We start from the raw sequence: 23,540 nt of genomic DNA on the forward strand, positions 1-23,540 counted from the left end.
AACCACCCTACCGTCGTACAATTGCTTTAAAAAAGGTCTACAACAAGCTCAGACTGACATTTGTGTATCTAATTTAATATAAAACCAACCTTACTTTCTAAATTCTGAAATCTAAATTCTAACTTTTCCCTTTTCCCTCATCCTCTAAACCCTAAAATAGAAATGCCTATCTTTGCCGCAAATTACACTACCAATGAGCACTTTTGAGCAATTCAATCTTCCAAAATCATTACAAAAAGCCATAGATGACTTGGGCTTAACTACGCCTACTCCAATTCAGGAGAAATCATTTTCAGTGATTATGTCCGGTCGCGACGTGATGGGAATTGCACAAACGGGTACGGGTAAAACCTTTGCTTATTTGTTGCCTTTACTTAAACAATGGAAGTTTATACCTACCGATACGCCAAGAATCGTAATCCTTGTACCCACAAGAGAATTAGTGGTTCAGATTGCTGCAGAAGTAGAGAAACTAACAGCCTACATGTCGGTTAGAACTTTAGGCGTTTATGGAGGTGTAAATATAAATACTCAAAAGAAATCAGTATATGAAGGTATTGATGTACTGGTAGGAACTCCTGGACGTGTAATGGATTTGGCTTTGGACAATGTCATTCGTTTTGATAGCTTACAGAAACTGGTGATTGACGAGTTTGATGAAATGCTGAACCAAGGCTTTAGAACGCAGATTACTTCTATCCTATCGATGTTGAAAAACAAACGTCAGAACATCTTATTCTCAGCAACGATGACCGATGAGGTGGATGATATGCTAGAAGATTACTTTGATTTTCCTGAAGAAGTTACTTTGGAAAAATCGGGTACACCCTTAGAAAAAATAGAACAGTTGGGGTATTTTTTGCCTAACTTTTTGACCAAAATAAATTTGATTGTTGAATTACTAAAAGAGGAATCTTTAGAGCGCGTATTGCTTTTTGTAAACAATAAAAAGACTGCCGATTTATTAGCGGTACAATTGGAAGAACATTATCCGGAGCAATTCGGAATCATCCACTCGAACAAGTCACAGAATTACCGTTTGCAAACTATGGCATCGTTTCAAGCAGGCGAAATCAGAGGAATCGTTACTACGGATGTGATGGCTAGAGGTTTAGATATATCCGATGTTACGCACGTTATCAACGTAGAGTTTTCGGAAGTTCCAGAACAATACATTCACCGAATTGGTCGTACAGGTCGTGCCGATAAATCGGGTATTGCGATTAGTTTAATTGCACCTCACGAACGTGAAATTCAGATTGAAGCCGAAATGTTGATGGAGAAAGAACTGAAGATGATCACAATTCCTGCTACTGTTGAGGTCGCTGTTCGTTTATTGGAATTCGAAAAAGAAAGAAAGAAAATGAAAGTCATCCTGAAAACGAATAAGTTGGAAGGAGGCGCCTCGCATCATGAAAAATCTAAGAAAAACCAGAAGGTGAACCTTGGTGGTCCATCTAAAACCAAAAAGAAAACATCGAGTTCGGTTAACCGAAACATTCTGAAAACTAGAGCTGCGAAGAAAAAGAAGAAATAGAAGTTAGATATTAGATTACAACTTATTCTGAATTCAATTAGAACCACAAATGCCAGTCTGAGCTTCGCCTGTGTTGACGAAGCTTAGTGTGACAAATTGCAAATAATTGGGTTAGAATTTATTCAAAAACTAAGCAAACTGGAGAGCACACGGCGATTCTTTTTCCTGAATCGGTTACCATTCCTGTAGTTTTATCTCTTGAAAAGATGACTACTTCATTGCTATATTGATGTGCAACCAAAAGAAACTTCCCAGAAGGATCTATAGTGAAATTGCGCGGGCCATTGCCTAATGTGCTTGTGGTCCTAACTAATTTCAGCTTTCCATTATCCTTAATTGTAAAACAACTTATCGTATTGGCGTCTCCGCGATTGGTAGCGTACACAAATCTCCCATCAGCACTCATTTTAATATCAGCCGCTCGGGTTTTTCCTTTGAACTTTCTATCGACTATGGTGGTTTCCTGAATTACCTTGAGTTCACCATTGGTATAAGAAAGCACCGCTAACGAACCATCGAATTCATTGATTAGGTATATCATTTTACATTCCTCACTAAAGGTAAAATGTCTCGGACCACTTCCTGGCTTTAGTTCTAAGAAATAACTTAATGCTAAAACATCCAACTTTTCCTCAGGATTGTAACGGTACACATACAGATAATCTTTTCCTAAATCACTAGAAATCAAATATTTTTTGTCAGCTGAAAACTGTAGCATGTGCATCTGTGAAGCTTCGGATTTGTTTGCATGAACCGTCTGAACTTCGTGCTTTACTATTTGTTTGTATTTTCCAACGGTTCCGTCTTCATTTTTACCAAATACCGTAATGTTTCCGCCAGTATAATTGGCAACAAAGACATTCTTTTCATCTGTAATAATGTTACACGGGTCATTTCCTTCCGAACTTTTAGAGTTTAAAAACTGTAGATTTCCACTATCGGAATAAAATCGAAAAGCACTTACTTGACTGTCATTTCCGTTTTCATTTACACTGTACACAAACTTTTTATCTAACGAAAAAGTCAAAAAACTTGGATTCACAATACTTTTCGTTGACCCTTTTAAGTATGTTTCCGCGGTATCCGTATTAAAATCATAGACATACATTCCGTCACTCGCGCACGAGTTTGTATAAGTTCCGATAACCAAATTGTGGTGGTTTTCTTGAGCTTGCGTTGTAATGCAGAAAATAGCGGTTAATAAGGCGGAGTATTTTATCATTTTTAAGGCATTTAGAGAAACAAAAATAAGGTTTTCGATTGGATAAGCATTTTATAATTTAAAGCATATTTTCAGTCTGAGCCACTCGAATACCTTTTTTTTATAGCACTTCGACAAACTCAGTGGGACAATTTTTTATTTATATGACTGCACAATAATAATTACTACCAACGGCTATTATAATAATTTGAATCCAAAAAATCTGAAAAATGAGTACTGAAAGCTCCCTAGTTTTTACTATTTTTGACAAATCGAAGATTCATCGAATTCCCGGTAATAATTAAACCTCATGAGGTAAACTTTATATTAAATGCAGTTCAAACACCCAGAAGTCCTTTATTTCCTCTTCTTATTGGTAATCCCAATTCTGGTTCATTTGTTTCAATTGCGTCGTTTCAAGAAAGAGTATTTCACGAACGTCCAATTCTTAAAAGAACTTTCGGTACAAACCCGTAAAAGCTCTACGATCAAGAAATGGCTGTTGCTTATGACCCGTTTGATGTTGCTTACATTCCTGATTTTGGCTTTTGCTCAACCGTTTTTTGCAGCAAAGGAAAGTAAAATGAACACGAACGAAATGTACATTATTCTGGACAATTCGTATAGCATGCAGGCCAAAGGAAAAAAAGGCGAATTGCTAAAACGCGCGATTCAGGATTTGTTGGAACATGCTCCGGAAGTACAGAATTTCTCTTTGATTACGGCTAGTGATACGTATTGGAATACCGATATTAAATCGATTCAGAAAGATTTGCAAAATTTGAATTACAGCGCGACGCCCTTTCGATTAGACAATTTGATTGCCAAAGTAAATGCGCGTAAATCGGCTTTCAACAAAGATATTATCGTAATAACGGATGCTGTTGGATTGGAAGAAAATCAGACTAAGAGTTTCAGAAAAGAAGACAATGTTTTTTTCATAATTCCGAAAGCAGAACAAAAAGATAATATTTCCATTGATAGCGTGTACATTCAGCAAACGTTGGATAGTTTCTATGAAATTGGTGTAAAATTATCAGCGAATGGCGAGGATTTAAAAAATATTCCGATTGCATTGTACAATAACAACAAACTTGCTGCGAAGACCAATATCAATTTCAATGGCAATGGCAATGGCAATGGCAATATTCAAACTATTAAATTTACTATTCCTAAAGAAGACTTTCATGGTTATGTTTCGATTACCGATAAAGGTTTGGACTACGACAATACCTATTATTTCAGTATTTCAAAACCAACCAAAACCAATGTAATCAGCGTTGGCGCTGCGGATAAGAGTAATTTCCTTGGGCGAATTTATACGAATGACGAATTCAATTACAACAATTTTCCACTTGCCAATTTAGATTACAATTCTTTGGAGAAACAAGATGCGATTGTTGTAAATGAACTAAAGGAAATTCCACAAGCATTGCAGACTACGCTGAAATCTTTTGTACTGAAAGGCGGAAACTTGGTCCTTATTCCAGATCAGGAAAGTTATCCTGAAGCACTGAATTCGTTTTTAGGAAACTTTGGTGCGCTACAATTTAAATCGGTAACGCAAGCTGAAAAGAAAATAACCAAAATCAATTTCAATCATCCGTTGTTCAGTTCTGTATTCGAAAAGAAGATTGATAACTTCCAATATCCATCGACGAAGAATTCGTTTGGTTTGAGCAGTGCAAATCCATCTATATTGACGTATGACGATCAAAGTCCGTTTTTAACTTCGTTGCCCAATACCTTATCATCGGTTTATGTTTTTGCGGCTCCAATAAACAAAGGAAATAGCAACTTTCAGAACTCGCCACTAATTGTTCCAACATTTTACAATATGGCTCAGAACACTCAAAAAACAGGTGTAAATGCTATTATGATTGGTGCAAACCAACCTTTTGTAGTGGACGCTGTTTTATCAAAAGATGAAATACTTACTGTAAAAAATTCAACTGAAAGTTTTATTCCGGTGCAACAGTTATTGAATACGAAAGTCAAAATGAGTTTCAATGATAATCCGGGAAAAGCAGGGAATTTTGGTGTCTTTAATGGTGTTAATTTGGTAAAAAATATCAGTTTTAATTACAATAGAACCGAAAGTAATTTAGCATTAGTAAATCCAGATATTGCGAATAAATTCAAGGAAATTGAAGATATCGAAACCGTATTCAATACGATTCAAACCGACCGAACCGATACGCAAATCTGGAAATGGTTTGTAATTTTAGCGCTAATCTTTTTAGTATTAGAACTCCTCATTCAAAAATTTGTACAATGAACCTAATTATCCGAAAAGCCACGATTTTTGACCCAAAAAGTCACTTTCATAATCAGATTGTTGATGTGAAAATAACCAACGGCATTATAGAGGAAATAGGCATTTCACTGCTTAATATCGATACGCACGAAGAGTTTCATCACGACGGTTTACATCTTTCACAAGGTTGGTTTGATACCAGTGTTTCACTTGGCGAACCCGGTTTTGAAGATCGAGAAACCATAGCCAACGGATTGGAAGTTGCTGCCAAAAGTGGATTCACGGGCATTGCGTTACAACCCAACTCCTATCCTATTATTGATAATCAATCGCAAGTACATTTTGTAAAGCAAAAAGCCGCAAACTCGGCTACCGAATTGTTTCCGATTGGTGCTTTAACCAAAGGCAGTGAAGGAAAAGATATGGCGGAACTTTATGATATGAAAAATGCTGGAGCAGTTGCTTTTGGCGATTATAATAAGAGTTTACCCAATGCGAATTTGATGAAAATTGCTTTGCAATACACGCAGGATTTTGAAGGATTAGTGCTCGCCTATTCGCAAGATGAAAATATTAAAGGAAATGGTGTTGCCAATGAGGGAATTGTTTCTACTCGATTGGGATTGAAAGGAATTCCGAATCTTGCCGAAGAGCTGATTGTGGCGAGAAACCTATTTTTACTCGAATATACTGGTGGAAAATTGCACATTCCAACAGTTTCCACAGCAAAATCAATAGAATTAATCAAAGAAGCTAAAACAAAAGGATTGAAGGTTACGTGCAGTGTTGCGGTACATCATTTGATTTTGACAGATGAGAAGCTCGAAGGTTTTGATACAAGATATAAAGTTACACCGCCCTTGCGAAATGACGAAGATAGAAAAGCTTTAATCGCTGCAGTTTTAGACGATACGATTGACTGCATTACAAGCGATCATAATCCGATTGATATCGAAAATAAAAAAATGGAATTTGATTTGGCGAAGAATGGAACTATAGGTTTGGAAAGTGCTTTTGGAGTATTGAATACCGTGTTACCATTAGATAAAATAATTGAAAAGTTAACTTTTGGTAAAGAACTATTAAATATTGGAAACCATATAATTGCATTAAACAATAAAGCTTCATTTACCTTATTTACTACAGAACAAAATTGGATATTTACCAAGGCAAGTATTTTATCCAAATCAAAAAATTCAGCCTTTCTGGGACACAGAATGAAGGGGAAAGCAATCGGAATTTACAATCAAGGAAAATTAGTTATCAATGGATAAACAGACTATAAGCGAAGGAAAATCTATTGCCATTACCAGTTATATTTTGCTGATTGGCGTTTTGATTGCGCTTTCGATGAATTCAGAACACAAGAATCCGTTTGCAGCATTTCACATCCGTCAAGGTTTGGGATTAACGATAACCTTCATTATTCTTGGAGTTTCCATTAGTAGTTTTGAAAATATTAATATTGCAGCTCCTATGTGGATTTTTATATCGATATTAACTATTTATGGAATTTTCACAGCAGCAAGAGGAGAAACTACCCCTTTACCATTATTGGGGAATTTATTTCAGAAATGGTTTAAAAGCGTTTAAATTATGACATTACACCACTTAGTTAGAGAACCTAAACTAAAATTAGATAAAAACCCTTTACTCCTATTGCTTCACGGATATGGCAGTAACGAAGAAGATTTATTCTCGTTTGCGACTGAACTTCCGGAAGAATATTATGTAATTTCAGCACGCGCACCTTATGACATGACCTACGGAAGTTACGCTTGGTACGCCATCAATTTTGACGCCGATGAAAATAAGTTTTCGGATATTGGACAAGCGCAACAATCGAGAGATTTGATTGCTAATTTTATTGACGAATTGGTAGCTACATATGCTATCGATTCAAATAATGTAACGTTGATTGGCTTCAGCCAAGGCTCGATTTTGGGATACGCAGTGGCATTGTCTTATCCTCAAAAAGTGCAGCGGTTGGTTGCGATGAGTGGTTATTTGAATACGGAAATTGCAGTAGATGATTTTGCTGCCAATGATTTGACCATGTTGAAAATTTTCGCATCACATGGAACCGTGGATCAGGTTATTCCGGTAGATTGGGCCCGAAAGTCGATTCCAGTTTTAAAAGAATTGGGAATTTCAGTAGTGTATAAAGAATATCCCGTGGGACATGGTGTGGCTCCACAAAATTTCTTTGATTTTAAAAACTGGTTACAATCCTAAATGTAGAATTTGAATTTGAATTTCTAAGCTTCGAAACTTTTTAATTCTGCTCTTGTGTATCGCTATCGGTCACTTTTTTACCAATTTCACCGTCTCCAGCAAACTTATTGACTTCACCTTTTTTAAGAACATATCCTTTCCAAGGAATGAGTTGCCAATCGTTTAATATCCATAGTTTTCCTTCGGAAGCTCTTGACAACACTATCGAAGTAGTATCTTTTGGAAGGAATATTTCAGCTTTGCTGGCGTCTTCGTTAAAAAGTACATAAGCGCTCAACGTCTCGTCACCATTATCGGGTTTATCTATAGGATTCAGTTGAATTCCGGAAAAACCTTTTACACATTCTTTATTCACTTTTGACCAAACATATCCTGCTGATGCCAGGCAACCATTTTCATCTTTATCATTTACAACAACTGTATCTTTAGGAAAAGTTCTGGTAGTTTTTATTTCTTTGGGATCTTCTTTCTGATCGGTTAATTTACAAGAACTAACAGCAAACATCACAAGAATAAGTACACTAAATTTTTTCATTTTGACAGATAGAATATTAATAACTTAATTAAGTACAGCTGGATATAAATAAGAATTCATGATTTCAAAAGAAATAGCTCCTTTATCATCTACAAAATATTTTAACATCACTTCACCCCAAAGTTCTCCATTACTGTAGTTCGCAATGATCCAACGGTGATTCAAAAGTTTTACGCTATTAATAATGAACTTTTGATTGCCCATTTTAACTTGATCCGTATATTTATTGCCTTCTGGACTATCATTAAAAGCGAATAAAGCTTGTTTTACTTTTTCAGCAAAAGCTGGAATATCATTTATCTTATTGCTTTCAAACAAATAATTTTGAGCTCTATCATTATTTTCTAATGAAAAAGCATTAATATCCTGAATTACGTTGGTCAAACTATCTACAACTGTTTTGGATTCAGCGGTCGTAGACTCAGTAGTTGTACTATTTTGCTCACTACTTTCTTTTGATGTAAAATATTTATAGGTAAAAACATTCATCAACACTGCAATAATGAAAAGATATAAAAAAAGTGATTTTCTCATCTTCTAAATCGTGATTTTTAAGTTATCATAAGCCAGAAATACATTCTCTGGCAGTCGTTTTTGCACTTCCTCATGAAAACCTAAATGATGACTGATGTGTGTCAAATAAGCTTTCTCAGGCTGAATCAAATGTATAAAATCTAAAGCATCCTGCAAACTAAAATGTGAATGATGTGCTTCTTCGCGCAAAGCATTAACCACCAATACTTTTATTCCTTTTAGTTTTTCTAATTCAGAATTATCGATAGTTTTTACATCTGTTAAATATACGAAATCCTGAATTCTATAGCCAAAAACCTGAACATTTCCGTGATTGACATTTATCGGAATTATTTCTGTTTCGTCAATAAGAAAATGTGCGTTGTTTTTTAACACAAAAGTCGCTACACTTGGAGCTCCGGGATATTTATTTTCGTTTTCAAAAATATAATCAAATCGTCTTTTCAAATTATCCAAAACTCTTTGACTTGCATACACAGGAATATCAGATTTTTGCTTAAAGAAAAAAGGACGAATATCATCCAAACCCGCAGTATGATCGGCATGTTCGTGTGTGAAAAGTAATGCATCAAGCTTTGAACAACCGGAAGTTAACATCTGTTGCCTAAAATCGGGGCCACAATCAATGACAATTGAATTTTCATCCCAAGTAATCCAAACGGAAACGCGTAACCTTTTGTCTTTTAAATCGCTACTTTTACATACCGGATGTGAACTTCCTATAACGGGAATGCCTTGAGATGTTCCGGTACCGAGAAAATAAACTTGCATAATAGCACGGTTTTTGATAAAAAAAATTTTAATTATGTATAAAAGTAATTTTTTAAACCTAATTAATTACAAAATTAGAAGTTATTTCTCTTTGATAAAGTAGCTATTTTAGTAACTTTGCAAAGTATACAATTATATTATGGGAACATCAGGAACAGATATAAAATTAAAAGGTGATCGAGTCATTGAGCAAATCCCTTCTTTAAAGGATAAAGCATTAAGAATCAACCTTAATGAAAATATCTATGGAACTTTTGCTGAAATTGGTGCTGGCCAGGAAACGGTAAGACACTTTTTTAGATCTGGTGGTTCTTCAGGAACTATTGCGAAAGCAATGTCTGCCTATGATAAAGATTTTAGTGATGCTATTTATGGTGTGGAAGACGATGGTCGATATGTAACGGAGAGCCGTCTTAAAAAAATGCTTTCTCATGAAGTTGAATTGATTGAAAAGCGTTTGAATAGAGACAAACATCCCAATAAGATGTTTTTTAGTTATGCTAATACCGTTTCCACCATTGATTTCGCCAAACAATTTAAAGGTCATGGTTGGGTTGGAATAAAATACCAAGTTGAAGCTGAAGAAGAATACAATGAAATCACACTACACATACGATTTAAGGAAAATGATGCGAGATTACAACAGGAAACACTTGGTGTTCTTGGAGTTAACTTAATTTATGGTGCGTTTTACAAATACAATGATCCTAAAAAATTGTTACGTTATCTTTATGATCATTTAGACAAAGACCAATTAGAAATTGATACCATCAACTTTTCTGGACCTCGATTTGCTAATGTTGACAACCGCTTGATGAGTTTACAATTGGTTAAAAACGGAATGACTGATGCGGTAATGTTTGGTCCAGATGGGCAAAATATTCTTCCTGCAGCCATTCTTTATAAGAAAAACATTCTTGCGCTTCGTGGAAGTTTCCGTCCGGTTACACAAGTAAATATGGACATGTATGAGAAATCATTAAAAATGTTCCTTGATGAAAGTAAAGTTGATAAAGACAATGCTTTAGTTGTTTTTGAAATCACATTGTCCAACTTACGTTCAGAGGGTGAAATTGACGAAAGAGATTTCATGGACCGCGCACAACTTTTATGTTCGTTAGGTCAAACCGTAATGATATCTAATTTTCAAGAATACTATAAAGTAGTAGAATATTTTGCAAGCTATACCAAAGCCCGTATGGGATTAGCGATGGGTGTAAACAACTTGGTTGATATTTTTGATGAAAAATATTACCGTCATTTAAGTGGTGGAATTCTGGAAGCGTTTGGAAAATTATTCTACCGCGATTTGAAGGTTTTCTTGTATCCAATGGAAGAAGAAAACGGAGATATTGTTACTTCACAAAACCTCAAAGTTCATCCACGTATGAAAGAATTATACAAATTCTTTGCTTACAATGGAAAAGTGGTGGATATTACCGATTTCGATAAAGAACATTTAAAAATATTCTCAAGAGAGGTACTAAAAATGATTAATGACGGAGTTCCAGGATGGGAAAAATTACTGCCAGAAGGAATTTCAGAAATTATAAAAACATATAAACTTTTTGGATACGACCCAAACAAAGTATTAGAAAAAGTATAAAACAAAAAAACCGGAAATTAATTTCCGGTTTTTTTTATTTGCTTTGCTAATTCAATTAAGTTCCAGTCAATATTTGGGCAGCGTGTGCTTTCGTTTTGACATCTGTAATCACATGGTCCAGTATTCCGTTTTCATCGATAACAAAAGTAGTTCTGTGGATTCCATCATATTCCTTACCCATGAATTTCTTTGGTCCCCAAACTCCGAAAGCTTGTATTACTGATTTGTCTTCATCGGCAAGCAACGGAAATGGAAAATTAAATTTGTCTTTAAATTTACCTTGTGCTTTCGCATCATCCGCACTTACACCCAGTAATTCATAATTATTCGCTTTAAACCGTTCAAAATTATCTCTCAAATCACAAGCTTCAGCAGTACAACCTGGAGTATTTGCCTTTGGATAAAAGAAAACTACTAACTTTTTTCCTGAATAATCTTCGAGTTGATGGAACTTATTGTCTTGATCAAATCCCGAAAAGTCTGGTGCTTTATCTCCTTTTTTTAGTGTTGTCATATTTTAAAGTTTAGAAAGTTTAGGTTATTTTTACAGTTCAAATTTAAAAAAAAATGACCAAAGCCGAACGTGCAACAGTAGTTATAAATACGTTAAAAGAATTATATCCCACCATTCCGGTTCCTCTAGATCATAAAGATCCGTATACTTTGTTAATCGCAGTATTACTTTCTGCACAATGTACGGATGTTCGTGTGAATCAAATCACTCCTATTCTATTTGCAAAAGCGGATAATCCGTATGATATGGTCAAATTATCTGTAGAAGAAATTAAAGAAATCATCCGACCTTGTGGGCTTTCGCCGATGAAATCAAAAGGTATTCACGGTCTCTCTGAAATATTAATTCAAAAGTATAACGGAGAAGTTCCGCAAAGTTTTGAAGCTTTGGAATCTTTTCCAGCTGTTGGACACAAAACTGCAAGTGTCGTGATGTCGCAGGCATTTGGAGTTCCGGCATTTCCTGTTGACACTCATATTCATCGGTTGATGTACCGATGGAATTTAACTAATGGAAAAAATGTAGTTCAAACCGAAAAAGATGCGAAAGCTATTTTTCCAAAGAATTTATGGAATGAATTGCACCTTCAGATTATTTGGTACGGAAGAGAATATTCTCCAGCACGCGGTTGGGATTTAGAAAAAGATAGTATTACAAAAACAATTGGAAGGAAAGCGGTTTTGGAGGAATATTATAAAAAAACATCCCGATAATACTACCGGGATGTTTGTTAATTAGCAATAGTGTCGAAGCTCATACTACCTACTTTTATAATATTCAATGCACACGAATATTGAAGTATTAAACGAATTGTGTCTTTTTTTGGTAACATTTTTTTGGATGCTAATTTTCTTTTAGAGTAGAGTTTTGCCATATAAAAATCATGTTTGTTTAGATATTTATATAATAACGCAAATAGTTACACTTTATTGTTTAAGACGGTAAATAAATTTTATTTTTTTCTATCACTTTTCTCAAATTCGTAATGGCATAACGCATTCTACCTAAGGTTGTATTAACGCTAACACCAGTTATATCTGCAATTTCCTTGAAACTCATATCGGAATAATAGCGCATCATCAAAACTTCTTTTTGATCTTGAGGTAATCTTTGAATTATATTTTTCAAATCTAAATCCACTTGATTTTTAATCAATTCTTTTTCGATGTTTGGTGAGTTGTCTGTAATGGCAGAAAAAATAGAGAATTCCTCTGTATCTCTTTTCATGTACATTTTTTTATCATTACGGAATTTATCCACAATAAGATTATTTGAGATACGTAAAACCCAAGATAAAAACTTACCTTCTTCGTTGTAGTATTTTTTACTTTTTAAAGTATGTATAACTTTAAAAAATGTTTCCTGAAAGATATCTTCAGTTAAATCTCTATCAGAAACTTTAGAATAAATGTACCCGTATATTTTTGATTGATGTCTTTCAACTAATATCGCAAGAGCCTTTTCATCGCCAGCAATGTAATCGTTTACTAATATCGCATCAGGGAGTTGCGTTTTTGCCATAATATTACCTTTTAGTAAGGGTTAAAAAAAGAGATTTTTAATCTAAAAAGTAATTATTTTCTATAGGCAAAAGCTGTTTTGTGAGTTAATTATAAATCAAATTTAGAACAATTTTGGAATAAAACAAATTTATTATAAAAATATAGTTAAAATTTAGTTATTATTTTATAGTGGATTTTTTAATTAATGCCAATTGAATTAGAAATAAATATTTTACAGAACTATATTAGAAGTCTGTAAATCTTAAATGATATAGCATTTTCTAGATTTATTTTTAAATCTCCAAATTAACTAAGATACCTCTTCAGAGTTACTTTTTTACTGTATGTATTTACTTTATTCGACTACTAATTTCTTGACGCATTTTTGAGAATCAGAATAAACAGTTAATAAATAGATTCCTTTTGATAAGTTTCTAATATCTACTTCATTCGTATTTTGATGAGAAGTTGTAACTAAAGCACCTAACAAACTGTAAATGGACACTTTATCAATAGTAACTTCAGAATTTATGGTAATAAACTCTTTAGCAGGATTTTGAAACGTAAATTTACTTAACTTATCAAAAGTCTCTGTATCTAGCGAACAATTATTACCTACTTCATACGGGATATATTTGGTTACAGATAAACCGCCTGCGTAAGCAAATTTAACGGCATAACTAATAGTAGAACCAATAGTTTGTCCAGTTATAGTTTTAGTAAAAATATTCCCGGAAACATTGTTCATGGGGGTTTCCGTAAAAGGAGTTTGTTTCCACAAATAGGCTACTACTCCAACGCGACCTGTATCCAACATCTCAAATGTAATCTTAACATCGGTACCAATAGTTTCGAAAGCATAATTGTAACCAATAGAGAACGTACCTTGCTGAGACTGAGTATCTGCTCCAGAGCATCCTAAAACACCAGAAGTAGTTGCATTTAAAAGTATAGGATTTTCAACAAAATTATTTCCTGCTAGATCCCGTGCAGAAATTGAGAAACTATAATTTGTATTCGTTAATAAATTGGGAATTACAACCGATTTTTGAACTCCAGATGGACTTGCAACATTAATAGTAATACCATTATAATTAATCTCGTAGGATATATTTCCTGAATTATCATCAGCATTTAACAACAATTCAATAGTTGAACTTGTAATAGTTCCAATAGAAGCAGTGAAATTAGTTGGTGCTTGGGTATCAATTGTAGTGTTTTGATATACCCGAACATAATCAACTTCCATTGTAGCTTGTGTAAAATTTGATGGGATTGTTCCTGCTATTCCACCCATTGCAATGTTTAACAAAAGATATTGTTCCGCGTTAAACGGCCAATTACTTAATGTTTTTATGGCAGGATTATAGGTGTAATAAACTACGTTATCGAGAAGAAATGATATTTGATAAGGGGACCAATTCATAGAATATATATGAAAATCATTCCCTAAATTGTTAGCAACAGTTCCTCCTATATTCGTGGTGTTTCCAAAAGAGGATGGTGTATGAAGCGCACTTTGAATGTAATTTGCAGGTTGGGAAGGCGTAATTCCGTGTTCCATTATGTCAATTTCGCCACATGCCGGCCAACTTGTAGTTCCGTAAGTAGTATCAAAAAAACCACCATCTTCATTTACATTTTTTCCTAACATCCAAATGGCAGGCCATGTTCCTTGATTTGTTGGGATTTTAGCACGAACATCCACACGGCCGTATAAAAACGAAAATTTTGAATTTAGTCTGGCCGAAGTATATTGTTTGGTTACACCTTGATCTGTAAACGGTTCTTTTTTGGCAACAATACTTAATAAACCACCCGTAACAGATGAGTTTGTTAGTTGATTGGTATAATGCTGTACTTCACCATTAAACCAACTTCCACCGTCTGGCAATTGCGTTTGATGAAACCAATTGCTTGAATTTACTACACCATTAGTATCAAACTCATCTGACCAAACTAAATCAGAATAAACCACATCTACTTGAGCAAAAGATAAATTAAAAAACAAAAAGACAAACAGCACGCTATTTAGTTTACTCATCATTATATTTTAGATTTTCATTTTTATCCCAAATTCCCCAATGCGCACCAACTTCGCCTTCTGGTCCCGTTTTCCACGATTCATCAAAAGAAGAAAAATAGAAAATGTCAATTTTGGCTTCTTTAGACCAAAGTTGTGAGTTGATAAAATATTTCATAGCATTTTCTCTTGAAGGATGCGAATCTTTAAAACTTTCCCCTTGACTGGGCCAACCCGTTTCGGTAATGATTACTTTTTTTCCATTGGCAACACCACTAGCTTGATAAAACATATTTTTCATATGGGCTAACGAATGATCAATTTCACTTCCTTCCCAATACGGATAACAATTAGTCAAAATAACATCACAAGCTTCTGTAATTCTTGGTTTTATGGTAAATTCATAATAAGCATCGACATATCCAACAGGAATATTGGAAGGAATTTCTTTTTTTACTTTCGCAATAAAATCTAATAATTCATCTTCGGTTAAATCTTTTCGGTACATTACTTCATTTCCAACGGCTGCAATATCTACAAATCCATCATTAGCTAATTGAATTAAACCTTTAATTTCCTTTTGATTTACTTCATCATAATTTCCTAACCAAGCACCAACAAGCGTTTTAACACCCATTTCATGAGCTATTTTAGGAATAAATTCATTTCCTTCCGTACATGAAAACGAACGAATCCACTTGATATGTGGTGCAATAATTTTCATTCTTCTACGAACTTGTTCTTCTGAAATGATGTCGCCAGGTTTTTGCCCATCTTCATACATACTAAAACAAAGTCCGTGCAATCCTGCATCTAAAATTTCAACAAATAGATTTTGAACTTCTACTGAAGTTTTTTCAGTAAAATCATAACCATTTGTATAATCCGAATTGGTATAATCTATTGAATTGGTATATTCAAAATAATCTTTTCTAAATGACATTTTGTTCCGCTTTTAATTTATTGCTTTTTTCAGTTCTTCGTTCTTTCAATTCTTTTTGTATAATTTTTACACTGTCTTCATTTAGGTTATATTTCCACATGATTGCAACTGCTAATAGTGCGGTAGATGAAGGTATAATAATATCTGCAATTCTCAAATCATTCATAGTTTGCATCGATTGTGTAGCATTTCCGGCATCAAAACCGACCATTGATAAAACTAAACCTCCTAAAGCTAATGCAATTGATTGCCCAATCTTTACAGACCACCAATAAATTGCACCAAATGTTCCTTCACGTCTTGGTAAACCATTTTGTAGCTCATCTAAATCGCAAACATCGGCAGTCATACTCATCATTAATGTAAATAATCCGCCTAAGCCGAAAGCCATAAACGGAATTGGAAGTAGTAATATAATTGGCAATTCTATTGAAAATTTAACTACTCCTACTTGTAAAATTACATCGTTGAAAAGCACTGCTGTATTCTCGTCAACCACAACAAAACCCCACCATTTTAATATGTATCCAATAACAGAAATAAAAGTTGAAATAATAAAAGCGTTGCGTTTACCAAATTTATTTGCCATCCATGTTACAATTGGAATTACTAGAATAAATGTAGTTGCAGCTATTAAAATTGAAAAAACAGCTGGAACCGTTCCAGCTAATTCATAACTACCGTTAAACATATAAAAAACAATGATAAAAAAACTGAATGAACCTACCATTTGGAATCCATTGAATACCAGAAATGTGGAACCACACAAACGCATGAATGGATCATTTTTGGTCATATTTTTCATATTGGCCCAAAGAATTTTAAGATTTTTACCTAAATCTTTAATGGTAATACTTGCTTTACTATCTGAATCAGACACATCATTTTCTTTACAAAAAACGGCTGGTAGAATCCCAAAAAACAAACAAGCAAAACCTACATAAATCGATAAAGTTCTAACTCCTTCGGCTTGGGTTTCAAATAAATCTTTATTGGCGATTAATACCCAAAATAGTGGTACAATCATCCATGAAATTTGTCCAACCATATTTGCGATTCCCATTAATCGAGTTCTCTCTTTAGTGTCCGATGTCATTTCATATCCAAAACCAATAAGTGGTGTTGAAAAAATTGTATTTGCAAAAATGAATAGAATGGAAAATAATAGAAAATACCAAAAATTAAATGTTGTTCCATTTTCTTGAAATAATTGCCATTGTACTGCAAATAATATCGCAGACAAGATTGCTCCAACAAATATGTAAGGCCTTCTTCTTCCCCATTTTGAATTTGTATTGTCTGAAATAAAACCCATAATTGGATCCGACAGCGCATCAAAAAATCTTGGAATTGCAGCTAAAAGTCCAGCAATAGCAGGTTCAATTCCAAATGCAGTAATTAAAAAAAATGAAAAAACACCCAAAGCTCCGGGCAATAAATTATTAACTAAATGACCTGAACCAAAAGCTGCTTTTTGCAGAAAAGGTATTTTATTTCTTGTGTTTTCTGGAAATTTTGTCATAAAATTTTATTTAGATTTTAGTACTATTGTTTGTAATGCTTTTGCATCTATTGAAACTATATTTTTTAAATTGTTCAAATTAATTTCGATGGTTGTTTCATCATCTGTAGGATTAAATACAACCAAAGCAATGCTTCCATCAGGATTTTTAACGGCAGTTGCCATAACATCTTTACTATCAATTTGACACCCAATTTTTACTGCATTTGGACGCATGAATTTGCTAAAATGTGCCATCGTATAATACAATGGTGTAAAATAGACTTCATCTTTGTCTGGATCAACAATTACGGGCGCAACACACCAATTTTTGAACCAATTTGGTCCGCCTTGTTTATCGAGAACCATGTTCCAATCGATCCAGCCATCAACATAATTGTTCAAACAACCTATGATATCTGTAGCATAACGATTGACTGGTGCATATTTTGGATGCAAATGTTTATCTTTTTCGCTTGCCCAATCCCAACCCCAATCGGTAGCTTCTTTTTTCCAGTACCACGCATCGTCATTCCATCTTGGAATTTCAGAATCTACACAACCTTCGGTTTCAATTAAATATTTTTTAGGTGCTTTTTGATGGGCATATTGTAAAGCTTCGGGAAAATAGTCATACGTACTTTCGTACCAATGCATGGCTGTTCCTGCAAAGTATTTTGACGATTTATCATCACGATACATTTCGTCAACCCATTCTTTTAATCCAGCACGGTTTTGGTCATACCCTAAAATATTTACTTTTCCCCAATTGTCTTTTTCTAATTTTGGTCCTAAATGATTCTGCACAAAATCGGTCATCTCTTTTGGAGAAAAAAGTGTGCTTTCCCAATTATTTCCGTTTCCATGTGGTTCATTGATTACTGTTACACCCCAAATATCAATTCCTTCTTTTTTGTATGAATCCAAATATTTTGAAAAGTATAAAGCAAAAACATCATTGTATTGAGGTAATAATTTTCCGCCAACATAGTTGTTGTTTTCTTTCATCCATGGTGGACACGACCAAGGGGAAGCAATTATTTTGAAACCTTCTTTTGAAATGGATTTTGCTTGTAAAATCATCGGAATTAAATCGACTTTATCGTCTTCAATCGTGAAATTTTCTAAAGTCATATCATTTGGAACTTTAGCATACGTGTAATTGCTTAGTGAAAAATCACATGACGCTATATGTGTGCGAGTTAATGAATAATTAGCACCTTGTTCACTAAAATAAGCCTCAATTATTTTTTTACGATTTGCTGCACTTAATCGATTAAGTAAATAGGCCGAAGCTTCTGTAAATGAACCGCCAAAACCAGTAATGGTTTGAAATTTTTGGTCTGGATTTAGGTTTATTGTAACCAAATTTTTATCCGAAGAAAACTTTGTGATTTTTGTTAAAGCATTCCCTTTCTCGGAAGTCTCATATACTTCGATATTCATCATGTTTTTTTTGGTTGCACAATTGCACATTGTCACTACTACTACTACTATAAAAAGTACGCATTTTAGATAGCTCATAGTTCTAATGATTTGGTGGCATTAAAACCGTTTTCATCAATTCTTCTTTACTTCCATTGAAAGTTTTCGCAATCCTATTTCCGCTTCGTTTTAAATTTTGAAATGCTTTAGTATCCACATTTTTCCATAAAGCATATTTCGCTTTTCCATCGACAGTAAATAATCCGAAATGATTTTCAGAACCCGAAGGATTTTTGCTGTCTTTCCATGTTTCATCAAATGCTTCAAAGAAAAAACACGAAATTCCTTCTTTATTGGTCCAAGTTCTCAAAGCATCATAGTAAAGTGCTTCCTTATATTCATCGGCAGCTTTTGAACCATGGTTACCATAATGTCCGTCTGAACTTGAAGCCCAACCTGTTTCGCCAATATGAACAGGTTTACTTGGATTGATACTTTTCACATAATTTTTAACCGTATTGTATTGCATTTTAGCAAATTCTACCGAACGATTCACAGCAGCATTTACTTTTTCAACTTCAGATAAATGATTTTCATTTTGAGGCGTTTTCCAAAAATTAGGATTATAATGCGAATTATGAAAAGGATACGTGTGCATCGAAACATAATCAACGGCATTGATTAAAGCTTCTAAATCTTTGGTTTTATAGGTATTTTCTGCTCCGCCCCAAGAGGCAAAATCATCCGAGCAAGTAATCCATAAATCTTTAGAAAGTTTGTTGTTCTTCTTTAACTTTTGAAGATGATTTACCCATTTTAAAATTACATTTGGCTGCACATAATAAGATGTTGCCCATTTAACCATGGCTTCATTTCCCACGGCTAGAATTTTTATAATTTCCGGATATTTATTGGATAAACGAACGGCTTCATCAATTTCTATAGCATTTCGTTCACTTTCTACGTCATGGTTTGGTTCGCTATTTGTCCAAGCATTTTGACAATCAATCCAGGCGCCAAGCATCATGTACATTTCGAAGGTTTTGTCTTCTTTTTTAAGTGCTGCTATTGCTTTTAACGTGTTTTCAACTTCGGCTAAATGAACATTATAAGTTCTAATAACTTTGATATCTAACACTGACAAAAGCTTTAAATCTTCTTTAATTTCTTCAATTGTTGGTTGAATCTCTCTTGAATCTTGTCGATAACCACCATAACAAATGGCTAAATAGTTTGGATTTCCTAATATATCTTTTGCAGTCACTTCTTTTATTTTTGGAGAATTTAATTGAGCACCTTTTTTACATGAAAACAGTATCAATGAACAAATCAATATCGAGATCAATATTATTGAAGCAATTGATTTTACAATTTGATCGTTTGTAAAAGATGTAATTTTCATTATTATCTTAATTCATTTTGTACAACATGAACAACAATATTTTGAATTTCATTCGTTCTTTCGAAAACTTGTGTACTTGTTTTGACATCTAAACTCAAAGAATCAAATTGCAGATTTTTGCTATCAATGTAATTTACTTCAATTGCTTTTTGATTTGATATTTTATAAATAATTGGGATTTGACAATAGGTAAAACACAAGCTGTTTTCTGATAAGTGAATGGTATTCGATTTAGTATTTACATCAACATAGTTAAAGGTTTTATTTTCGGTCAAAAACTCATCTTTACGCAACAAACACGGATTAAAATATAGCTTTCCGTTGGTTACAAAAACGCCCAATTCACCAAATCGACTGATGATATCTTCTTTAACTTGACCTGTCATTCCAGGTTGTTGCGCACCTTTACCCGCTGGCGTATGCGAATACGGATCGGTTGGAAATGCGCCGTATAATTCTGGTGATTTGTGCACTCCAATTCCTTCGTTTATTTCATAATAATGTTCTAGCAAACGTCCAATTACTTCTGGTGAAGCCTTTTCGTTTACCGCTTTTAAACAACATTCTTGAACCGCCAATTGCAATTTAGAAACCATATGCCAATATATAGAACCCAAACCTTCGTAACCATAGAAATTTCCTGAACGACCCGTAAACGATTTGTGATTGAAAACAGTTTCAAAAGCTTGTAAAACTTCTTTTTTATCTTTTTTGGATTGAAGAGCAAATGAAGTAGTAGCAAGGTCTTCTAATTCTTTTTCTAAATCGGCTGCATTTTTAAAATTTCCATTAAAATGATAGTTGCCAAAGCAATCTTTTTCAATGATTTGCGCATTATTTTGAGCAATTAAATCGGATAACAATTGAGAATTTGAAACTGCTTCTTTAGAAATGGTATTCTTTTCAATAAATTTTGGTAAATCTTTGTTTGGATATAATAGATAACTGTATTGATCTTTTCTGAAAAGTTTACTGTTTTTTAATCCATCAAGAACATCTAAAGCATCTTTTGACGATAAATATCCTGAACTCAAAACAGCAACTTGGCCTTCGAGCATTTCACTTAAATAGGAAATTGAAACTTCATTTTCGTTTTCAACGGTCATTAAATTATATGCATGATACAAATTATCTGCTCTTTTATTGGCATCAATAGAATGGTCGATAAATTTTAAACTTACTGCTATAAATCGTTTTAAGCCCGACATAGAATGCGTTCTCTTATTTCCCCAAAAGCCATTTTGATAGACTTGAGTTCGGTAATCTGAAGCTGCTTTTCCAAGAGCATCTAAAACTGTTTTTCTGTCAGTATCGTTAAATTTCCCTTCTAACAAAGGTTCAAATTTGATTAAATTTTCTCTAATCGAATGATAAAACGCTACCATTTCATTAGAAATTTTAATATTTTCTACATCCGAATTTGCTATTAAATTTTGGAAATAATTTAAAAATCTTCTCAAATAATACAACGTAACCATCGAAACTCCATTTCCGACCAAAGCATTGTTGGCATCGTTCCATTCCGGTCGTTGTGTGTTCATCCAAATACCACTTTCTGGAATAAAATTGGACATTTTAGCCAAAACCGTAGCCAACATTTTTTCAATAAAATTGACTTTATAAATGTCGCCATTGGCATCTTTTAATAAGGTTCCATCCGCACCAATTTTTGATCTTTCTTCACGGATTTTTTCGTCCGATTTGTGATCAAATGCAATGGTATCTTTTGGATTTTTTAGAATCTCTTCATACGATTTAATGATGTAGGGCAAGTTGGCATAAACAAAAATATTTTCGTTGAAATAGTGTTCTAATTTTTTAGGTTGATGATTTTCAATGAATTCTAAGAATTTCAACAAATAGATAATTTGATGATCACCCCAATAGCCAATGTAGGACCACGGATTATCTTCTTCAATTGTTTCCCAATCGAAGCCATCTTTGGTAACTCGATACGGATTGTATCCATCAAAAGTGGTTGCATTTAGGAATTTATGAATCATACTTTCAATAAAATCAGGAAAAGAATGTGCTAAAGCTTCCCAATTTTGGAAAATATCGCGCCAGTTTCCTTCGTAATCTAAAATTTTAGAACCGTCAATTTCACTTTGTGTATTGATTGAAAATTTATTCCATGGACGGCTTGGATCACCGTGTCGTCGGCTAAATTTTAAAGGTAAATATTCTAAACTAAGCCGTTCAAAATCGGAATTATTTTGTTTGGAAGCGAATTGTTTTAAATCGTTTAACGAAAATAAATCAGGTAATTGATTGCTATTTTCCTTTAAATTTTTATAAACTATTGTATTTGCTTTTTGAATATAGTTGAGGAAATCTTGCTTTTCCATTTGATAATTAAAATCGAAAATTCCGCCACGCATAATATTGAAAAGTGTGTTGGCAAAATGACGCGTATCTCTTAAATTATCATTGGTTAATTGCAACGCATCGGAAGAAGCATTTAGCGCAATTAAATTTTTAGTTCCTAATTCAATATCCTGATTTATTAAATATTCGATATTTTCTTCGTTTTGAATGGAATGGATTAATTGTGCCACATCAGAATGATCCTGATTTACATTGGCTACAATGGTCCATTTGTGATTTGAATTTGGTTTTAAAGTGATTTCAGCATTTAGAAAATAAGCTCCTTTTTCGCCTTTAATATCATTTTCCGCAGTGATTTTTTGCTTTTTTCTGAACTTTGAAAGCTGCAAAGAAGAAACTAAATAATTCGCATTTTGCAATCCAAATGACCAAGCAACATTGGCTTTTAAAGCTTCACTTGGTTCGGCTTTGTCAACAATAATAGCACTCAAAGCAAATATTCCTAATCCAGTGTTTTGATGTAATTCACTTCTTTTATAGGCATCAACTAAATTACTGGCTGCGTTTTGCAAATCGCTACTAACGCCATATGGCATAATATTTTGAATTCCGTCAATTAATTCAATTTGACACTTAGTATCCGAATGATTTATAAGTTCCGATTTTTTAATAAAACCATAAGTATTACTAGAATTCCACTGGTATCGGAATGTTAATTCTAAATCATGATTTATTTCTTCGAAGATGATTTTATTCCCGAATTCATTTTTATATAAATTTCGAGAAATAGTATAAATATCATCTGAAAAACGTTCCGAAAAAGGTTCCCAGACTACAATTTTGTCATTAAAATGAATTTGAAAAATAGATTTACTTCCTGTAATATCGTATGATTCTGTTATTTTATCATCCGTATAATATGGAAAAAGAGCAAATTCTGCATTTTTTCTACCAGCTGAAAGTCCACCATTACTTGAAATAAACATCCAATGATTAGAATCACTTACAATACTCATAAAAAACGGACGCATGACATCGTTATTTTTAATGGTATAAAAATTTTCATCGTTTATGGTGACGATATCCATTGAAACCGATTTATCTTCATTCTCAACTAATAGGTTTGGGCTACTATTCATGATTATTTTGTGAAATTCTTTATTGTAATTTGATACTATTTTTTACAATTATTCCAAATAGTATCTTTAAAATAATTTTTAGAAAAA

Annotated in this window: 19 protein-coding genes; 7 read left to right on the forward strand and 12 right to left on the reverse strand. The window is 33.6% G+C overall.

The window, feature by feature from the left end; genetic code table 11:
• The first annotated feature begins 193 nt into the window (after window positions 1–193).
• Entirely contained in the window at window positions 194–1,537 is a 1,344-nt protein-coding gene (locus PSU83_RS11035) for a DEAD/DEAH box helicase (RefSeq protein ID WP_300589505.1), read from the forward strand.
• 118 nt (window positions 1,538–1,655) lie between these two features.
• On the opposite strand, the gene PSU83_RS11040 is transcribed toward PSU83_RS11035, so the two are convergent.
• Entirely contained in the window at window positions 1,656–2,759 is a 1,104-nt protein-coding gene (locus tag PSU83_RS11040; RefSeq protein ID WP_300589506.1) for a lactonase family protein, read from the reverse strand.
• 310 nt (window positions 2,760–3,069) lie between these two features.
• Between PSU83_RS11040 and PSU83_RS11045 the strand changes: the two genes are divergently transcribed.
• Genes PSU83_RS11045 through PSU83_RS11060 form a run of 4 tightly spaced genes read left to right on the forward strand, consistent with a single transcriptional unit; the run spans window position 3,070 to window position 7,230 of the window.
• Window positions 3,070–5,016 (forward strand): BatA and WFA domain-containing protein, encoded by a 1,947-nt coding sequence (locus PSU83_RS11045; RefSeq protein ID WP_300589507.1) that lies wholly within the window; start codon window positions 3,070–3,072, stop codon window positions 5,014–5,016.
• Window positions 5,013–6,269, forward strand: coding sequence for a dihydroorotase (locus tag PSU83_RS11050; protein WP_300589508.1), 1,257 nt, complete (start codon window positions 5,013–5,015; stop codon window positions 6,267–6,269). Before PSU83_RS11045 ends, PSU83_RS11050 begins: the two co-directional genes overlap by 4 nt.
• Window positions 6,262–6,588 carry a hypothetical protein gene (locus PSU83_RS11055; protein WP_300589509.1) on the forward strand — a complete coding sequence of 109 codons (327 nt, stop codon included), beginning with the start codon at window positions 6,262–6,264 and terminating at the stop codon, window positions 6,586–6,588. The genes PSU83_RS11050 and PSU83_RS11055 overlap by 8 nt, the downstream gene beginning before the upstream one ends.
• 3 nt (window positions 6,589–6,591) lie before the next feature.
• Entirely contained in the window at window positions 6,592–7,230 is a 639-nt protein-coding gene (locus PSU83_RS11060; protein WP_300589511.1) for an alpha/beta fold hydrolase, read from the forward strand.
• Window positions 7,231–7,270: 40 nt separating this feature from the next.
• Here PSU83_RS11060 and PSU83_RS11065 read toward each other — a convergent pair whose 3' ends face one another.
• From PSU83_RS11065 to PSU83_RS11075, 3 genes are read right to left on the reverse strand one after another with little or no spacing between them, the layout of a single operon-like run.
• On the reverse strand, window positions 7,271–7,765 hold the full coding sequence (locus PSU83_RS11065) for a hypothetical protein (protein ID WP_300589512.1): 495 nt from the start codon (window positions 7,763–7,765) through the stop codon (window positions 7,271–7,273).
• A gap of 24 nt (window positions 7,766–7,789) precedes the next feature.
• Complete coding sequence (locus PSU83_RS11070) at window positions 7,790–8,299, reverse strand: hypothetical protein (RefSeq protein ID WP_300589513.1); 510 nt, start codon at window positions 8,297–8,299, stop codon at window positions 7,790–7,792.
• Between the two features lie 3 nt (window positions 8,300–8,302).
• Window positions 8,303–9,070 carry an MBL fold metallo-hydrolase gene (locus PSU83_RS11075; RefSeq protein ID WP_300589514.1) on the reverse strand — a complete coding sequence of 256 codons (768 nt, stop codon included), beginning with the start codon at window positions 9,068–9,070 and terminating at the stop codon, window positions 8,303–8,305.
• A 139-nt stretch (window positions 9,071–9,209) separates the two neighbouring features.
• On the opposite strand from PSU83_RS11075, the gene PSU83_RS11080 reads away from it, so the two are divergent.
• Window positions 9,210–10,676, forward strand: a complete 1,467-nt coding sequence (locus PSU83_RS11080; RefSeq protein WP_300589515.1) for a TonB-dependent receptor — start codon at window positions 9,210–9,212, stop codon at window positions 10,674–10,676.
• 55 nt (window positions 10,677–10,731) lie between these two features.
• Here the strand turns inward: PSU83_RS11080 and bcp are convergent, their stop codons facing one another.
• Window positions 10,732–11,190: a thioredoxin-dependent thiol peroxidase gene (gene bcp / locus PSU83_RS11085; RefSeq protein WP_300589516.1), complete on the reverse strand. Its 459-nt coding sequence runs from the start codon at window positions 11,188–11,190 to the stop codon at window positions 10,732–10,734.
• 53 nt (window positions 11,191–11,243) lie between these two features.
• On the opposite strand from bcp, the gene nth reads away from it, so the two are divergent.
• Window positions 11,244–11,903 (forward strand): endonuclease III, encoded by a 660-nt coding sequence (gene nth, locus PSU83_RS11090; RefSeq protein WP_300589517.1) that lies wholly within the window; start codon window positions 11,244–11,246, stop codon window positions 11,901–11,903.
• 220 nt (window positions 11,904–12,123) lie between these two features.
• On the opposite strand, the gene PSU83_RS11095 is transcribed toward nth, so the two are convergent.
• From PSU83_RS11095 to PSU83_RS11125, 7 genes are all read right to left on the reverse strand, one after another.
• Window positions 12,124–12,711 carry a sigma-70 family RNA polymerase sigma factor gene (locus tag PSU83_RS11095; RefSeq protein WP_300589518.1) on the reverse strand — a complete coding sequence of 196 codons (588 nt, stop codon included), beginning with the start codon at window positions 12,709–12,711 and terminating at the stop codon, window positions 12,124–12,126.
• A gap of 336 nt (window positions 12,712–13,047) precedes the next feature.
• A complete protein-coding gene (locus PSU83_RS11100; RefSeq protein WP_300589519.1) occupies window positions 13,048–14,736 on the reverse strand; it encodes a family 16 glycosylhydrolase in 1,689 nt (562 codons plus the stop codon).
• Window positions 14,729–15,658 carry a glycosyl hydrolase family 17 protein gene (locus tag PSU83_RS11105; RefSeq protein WP_300589520.1) on the reverse strand — a complete coding sequence of 310 codons (930 nt, stop codon included), beginning with the start codon at window positions 15,656–15,658 and terminating at the stop codon, window positions 14,729–14,731. Before PSU83_RS11105 ends, PSU83_RS11100 begins: the two co-directional genes overlap by 8 nt.
• Window positions 15,648–17,180: an MFS transporter gene (locus PSU83_RS11110; RefSeq protein WP_300589521.1), complete on the reverse strand. Its 1,533-nt coding sequence runs from the start codon at window positions 17,178–17,180 to the stop codon at window positions 15,648–15,650. Before PSU83_RS11110 ends, PSU83_RS11105 begins: the two co-directional genes overlap by 11 nt.
• A 6-nt stretch (window positions 17,181–17,186) precedes the next feature.
• Window positions 17,187–18,683: a glycoside hydrolase family 30 protein gene (locus tag PSU83_RS11115; protein ID WP_300589522.1), complete on the reverse strand. Its 1,497-nt coding sequence runs from the start codon at window positions 18,681–18,683 to the stop codon at window positions 17,187–17,189.
• A gap of 4 nt (window positions 18,684–18,687) precedes the next feature.
• Entirely contained in the window at window positions 18,688–19,986 is a 1,299-nt protein-coding gene (locus tag PSU83_RS11120) for a glycosyl hydrolase family 17 protein (RefSeq protein ID WP_300589523.1), read from the reverse strand.
• A gap of 2 nt (window positions 19,987–19,988) precedes the next feature.
• The gene (locus tag PSU83_RS11125) at window positions 19,989–23,453 is read right to left on the reverse strand and encodes a hypothetical protein (RefSeq protein WP_300589524.1); all 3,465 of its coding nucleotides are present in this window, start codon (window positions 23,451–23,453) and stop codon (window positions 19,989–19,991) included.
• Window positions 23,454–23,540 lie beyond the last annotated feature (87 nt).

Source organism: Flavobacterium sp., from assembly GCF_029945805.1.
Classification (GTDB): domain Bacteria; phylum Bacteroidota; class Bacteroidia; order Flavobacteriales; family Flavobacteriaceae; genus Flavobacterium.